This window comes from Moraxella pluranimalium (genome assembly GCF_002014825.1).
In the GTDB taxonomy this organism is placed as follows: domain Bacteria; phylum Pseudomonadota; class Gammaproteobacteria; order Pseudomonadales; family Moraxellaceae; genus Moraxella; species Moraxella pluranimalium.
Genome location: NZ_MUYU01000038.1, coordinates 1 through 4,001 on the forward strand (window position 1 = coordinate 1; position 4,001 = coordinate 4,001).

The following is a 4,001-nucleotide window of genomic DNA, read 5'->3' on the forward strand; positions in this document are numbered from 1 at the left end:
TTAGTGTACCACTACACTTAAAGGCAACATCAATCCCGCTTCACTAACAAATACCCCTTACCACGACCATTACGCACAGTGGTTGCCAATTCCATGCTCTCAAGTTCATTGAGTAGCTTACGAGCGGTACTGTCTGAGATGCCAAGCTCATTAGACACTTGTTTGGCGGTCAAAACCTGATTGGATGGCGTATTTGTGAGCAGCTGATACTGATGGATACTAAGATTACTATAATCAACAGCCAGATTTGCAGGTGCGGACTTTGGCATAGATTGCGGCGCTTGGTCAATCGATAGCAGTGCTTGCAAATCGTTAATGGCACGATTAATGATAGTAAGCTGATAAGCAATAAAATAGGTCATATCCAATTCATCAGTTTCTACATCAATATAGCTTTGCGCATACTGCTTGGGTGCTTTATGCAACAAGCGACTGATGGAGATGTAATCAAAATGCGTATAGCCTGATTTTTGTAGCGACCAATAAAACAAAGCTCGGGCAGTTCTACCATTGCCATCACCAAAAGGATGAATAAAGCCGAGTAAAAAATGCAGAATAATCGCTTTGACAATCGGATGGATAAAGTCATCCCCTTGATGATCGGCATTGGCAAAATCACAATACGCCTGCATCAATACGGGTAGTGTCTGCCATGCAGGGGGTTGGTGAACAATTTGCCCATCATAATCAGCAATGACAATCTCATCATCTTGGCGAAATTCACCCGAAATCGCATCATTGTCAATCGCACCCTCTGTGGCGATGCGATGTAATTGCAAAATCATAGTGATATCAAGTGGTTGAGTTAATCGTTGTTTCACCGCTTGCATCAAGTGATAATTATTGACAATCATCACCTCGCTTTTGTTTATAGGTGCACGGCGACTACCGAGAAGCTCTTTGGCAACCTTACGTGTGGTAGATGCACCTTCAAGCTGAGCACTGGTAATCGGCTCTTCAAAGAGTAGCTCTTCGGTATCAATGGACCATTGCCATTGCTGATAGTGATGCTCAATGTGATATAGCTTGGCTTGTAGGCTTTGTGGTAAGCAATACAAGAATTGATAACCGCCAATATATATCGACTGCATGATGGCGTGACGGTTGAGTTTTTGGGCAAGCCAGCGCCGTTTGCTGTCAGCTGGGTGACGATAGCGAAACTGCTCCCATGACAAATAGCGCCCCTTGACATCTGTCGATGGATGCTCTGCCAAATATCCCAAAAGTACAGACGAAATATCACTTGCTTCTAGTTCTGATAAAGTAGGTGGCTTGGGTAATTTCATCGTTATTTTCCATAAAATGTCGCAACTTATCGTATTTTACCTTATTTTATCGTAATTTGTCGTAAATTATCGTATTTTATCTTAGTTTGTCGCTAATTGACTGTTGGGTAATTATTTTTATGATTGAAACTTTTGTATATATAGAAAAAGTTTCAAGTATAATTGAAACTTTTTCTATATTAAGGTAAAATAGCAATTATAGTTTTAGGATTTTACCATGAAAAAAGATTTAGTTTATCGCCAAAAATACCTTGAAACGGTACGCCCGTTTATCGGAAAACGTTTGATTAAAGTGTTTACTGGGCAACGCCGTGTAGGCAAAAGCTATTTGCTGTTTCAGATTATGCAAGAGATTCAAACAGTGGATGAAAATGCCCACATTATTTATATCAACAAAGAAGACTTGGCATTTAGTCACATTACAACCGCAGAGCACCTGAATGATTTTGTGCAAGAACAGAAAAAGAGCGGTCAAAAAAATTACATTTTTATCGATGAAATTCAAGAAATTACAGATTTTGAACAGGCGTTGCGTTCGCTTTTATTAGATGACGAATTGGATTTGTATTGCACGGGTAGCAATGCTCATTTGCTTTCACGGGATATTGCAGGCAGCTTGAGTGGGCGAGCGATTGAAATTAATGTCCATTCCCTGTCCTATTTTGAATTTCTTGAATTTATGAAACTGGACGATAGCGATAAATCGATGTCGCTGTTTTTAAAATATGGCGGTTTGCCTTATTTGAAAGACTTGCCTTTGCAAGACAATATTGTGTTTGAATATCTGAGAAATATCTATTCCACCATTGCCATTCGGGATATTGTGAACCGTTATTCATTGCGAAATGTGCAATTTTTAGAGCAACTTACGCAATTTTTAGCGAGTAATATCGGCAATCTGTTTTCCGCCAAAAAAATCTCTGATTTTTTAAAATCGCAGAAAATTACCACATCAAGCACACAGGTGCAAAATTATGCGGAATACCTTGCCAACGCTTTTTTAATCCATAAAGTGCCACGTTATGACATTGGAGGAAAACGCATTTTTGAGATTGGCGAAAAATACTATTTTGAAGATTTAGGCTTACGAAACGCCCTGATTGGCTATCGGGTACAAGACCGTGGCAAATTGCTTGAAAACTGCATATTCAATCACCTTCAAATCGCAGGTTATGATGTCAAAATCGGCGATTTAAATAGCCAAGAAATTGACTTCGTAGCAGAGAAAAATGGCGAACGCATTTATGTGCAAGCCACACTCATGATTAACGAAGAAAAAACGCTTGAACGAGAATTCGGTAACCTGCTGAAAATCCAAGACAACTACCCGAAATATGTGGTGACAATGGACGAATTTGACGGTAATACTTTTGATGGAGTTCAGTGTTTGAGTTTGAGGGTATTTTTAAGAGAGATTTTGGGTGGATGATGCACCGGTACGCCAAAGTGATTGATGAATACATTCACTACTACAATCATGATAGAATAAAAGTAAAATTAAAAGGACTGAGTCCTGTACAATACAGAACTCAGTCCTTGATCAAACCTTAACCGTTAATCTTAGTGTCTAAGAATTGGGGGTCGGTTCATTTCTGGTGGGGTTTTTTGTTTTCAAAAGAAAAAGCCCACCATTATCTTATAATGGCAGACTCTTTCAGTGGTGTGTCTTGAGGGTCGTGATACAATCACGAACAATCCCCAAGCTCGCTCTGATATTTTAGCATAAAATGTTCATCACTTGTTCAAGAACCAAGTTTTTGCTTCAAAAATGCCAAATCTCTTCGCCCATCCAAAACTTCTAAGATATGTACCGTATCTTCAATGATGGTGTAGTACACCAAAAATGGCAGTTTTGGCACAACCATTTTTCTTATATTGGGCGAAAAATCAGCCATAGGACAGCGTTCAGGAAAATATTCAAGTGAACCGATTGCTTCTTGAATGGCTGTAATGTTGGCTTCAGCCACAATATAGCTGGCAACATCCACATAGTATTCATAAAGCGACATCAGTGCTTGCTTGGCATCATCAGAGATGGCAATGTTATAAGCTTGACGCATTATAACTTACCCTTGGCTTGCGCATATTGTTTGCCATGTTCACGAACAGCAGCAAAGCAATCATCAACCGAAGTGCCTTTTTTGCCATCCAGCACATTTTGATATGCCTGCATGACGCGCTTTTCGACATAAGCTTCGTATTCTTCCTGCTCTTTGGCTTCCTGCAGGGCTTTATCCACCAGTTCACCCATCAGATAATTCAGTGTGCGGTTTTGACGCTTGGCAAGTTGCTCTAGTGCTTGCTTTTTCTCAAAATCCATCACAAGTGATACTCTGGATTTTTGTGTAATTGTATTAACTGCAACCATCAGCTACCCCATTATTATTAACTTATCATAACAGTTAATAATATATACTACTTAGGTAAAAAAGTCAATAAAATGCATATTCCACTCCAAATGATCACCCATTCCACTTTTCACGTGACCACTCATTCCACTCTTATTTGACCACCCAATAAAAAACCACCAGCCAAGCCAATGCCCAACTGATGGTTTGATGTCGTTTTTTATCTGTCTGTTTATTTTAATAAACCATTTAGTTAAAAACTCATCCCTAAACTCACACCACTCACCCAATCTTTGTTTGAAAAGCCTTTGGGCTCACTGATTGCTTTTGAAGTAAAGATTGTAGTGGTATGTAGTGGTCAACTAAT

The 4,001-nt window shown here is 39.3% G+C and carries 4 protein-coding genes and 1 pseudogene; 2 read left to right on the plus strand and 3 right to left on the minus strand.

Features of this window, described 5'->3' with window-relative positions; translation table 11 throughout:
- Positions 1-29 precede the first annotated feature (29 nt).
- The gene (locus B0680_RS10470) at positions 30-1,286 is read right to left on the minus strand and encodes a Fic family protein (protein ID WP_078255045.1); all 1,257 of its coding nucleotides are present in this window, start codon (positions 1,284-1,286) and stop codon (positions 30-32) included.
- Between the two features lie 217 nt (positions 1,287-1,503).
- On the opposite strand from B0680_RS10470, the gene B0680_RS10475 reads away from it, so the two are divergent.
- Both B0680_RS10475 and B0680_RS10480 read left to right on the plus strand, forming a co-directional pair.
- Positions 1,504-2,715 carry an ATP-binding protein gene (locus B0680_RS10475; RefSeq protein ID WP_078255046.1) on the plus strand — a complete coding sequence of 404 codons (1,212 nt, stop codon included), beginning with the start codon at positions 1,504-1,506 and terminating at the stop codon, positions 2,713-2,715.
- A gap of 14 nt (positions 2,716-2,729) precedes the next feature.
- Positions 2,730-2,837, plus strand: a pseudogene (locus B0680_RS10480) (IS3 family transposase); the annotation flags it as partial.
- A 191-nt stretch (positions 2,838-3,028) separates the two neighbouring features.
- Here B0680_RS10480 and B0680_RS10485 read toward each other — a convergent pair.
- Both B0680_RS10485 and B0680_RS10490 read right to left on the minus strand, forming a co-directional pair.
- Positions 3,029-3,346: a type II toxin-antitoxin system RelE/ParE family toxin gene (locus B0680_RS10485; RefSeq protein ID WP_078255047.1), complete on the minus strand. Its 318-nt coding sequence runs from the start codon at positions 3,344-3,346 to the stop codon at positions 3,029-3,031.
- On the minus strand, positions 3,346-3,654 hold the full coding sequence (locus B0680_RS10490) for a hypothetical protein (RefSeq protein ID WP_078255048.1): 309 nt from the start codon (positions 3,652-3,654) through the stop codon (positions 3,346-3,348). The genes B0680_RS10485 and B0680_RS10490 overlap by 1 nt, the downstream gene beginning before the upstream one ends.
- Positions 3,655-4,001 lie beyond the last annotated feature (347 nt).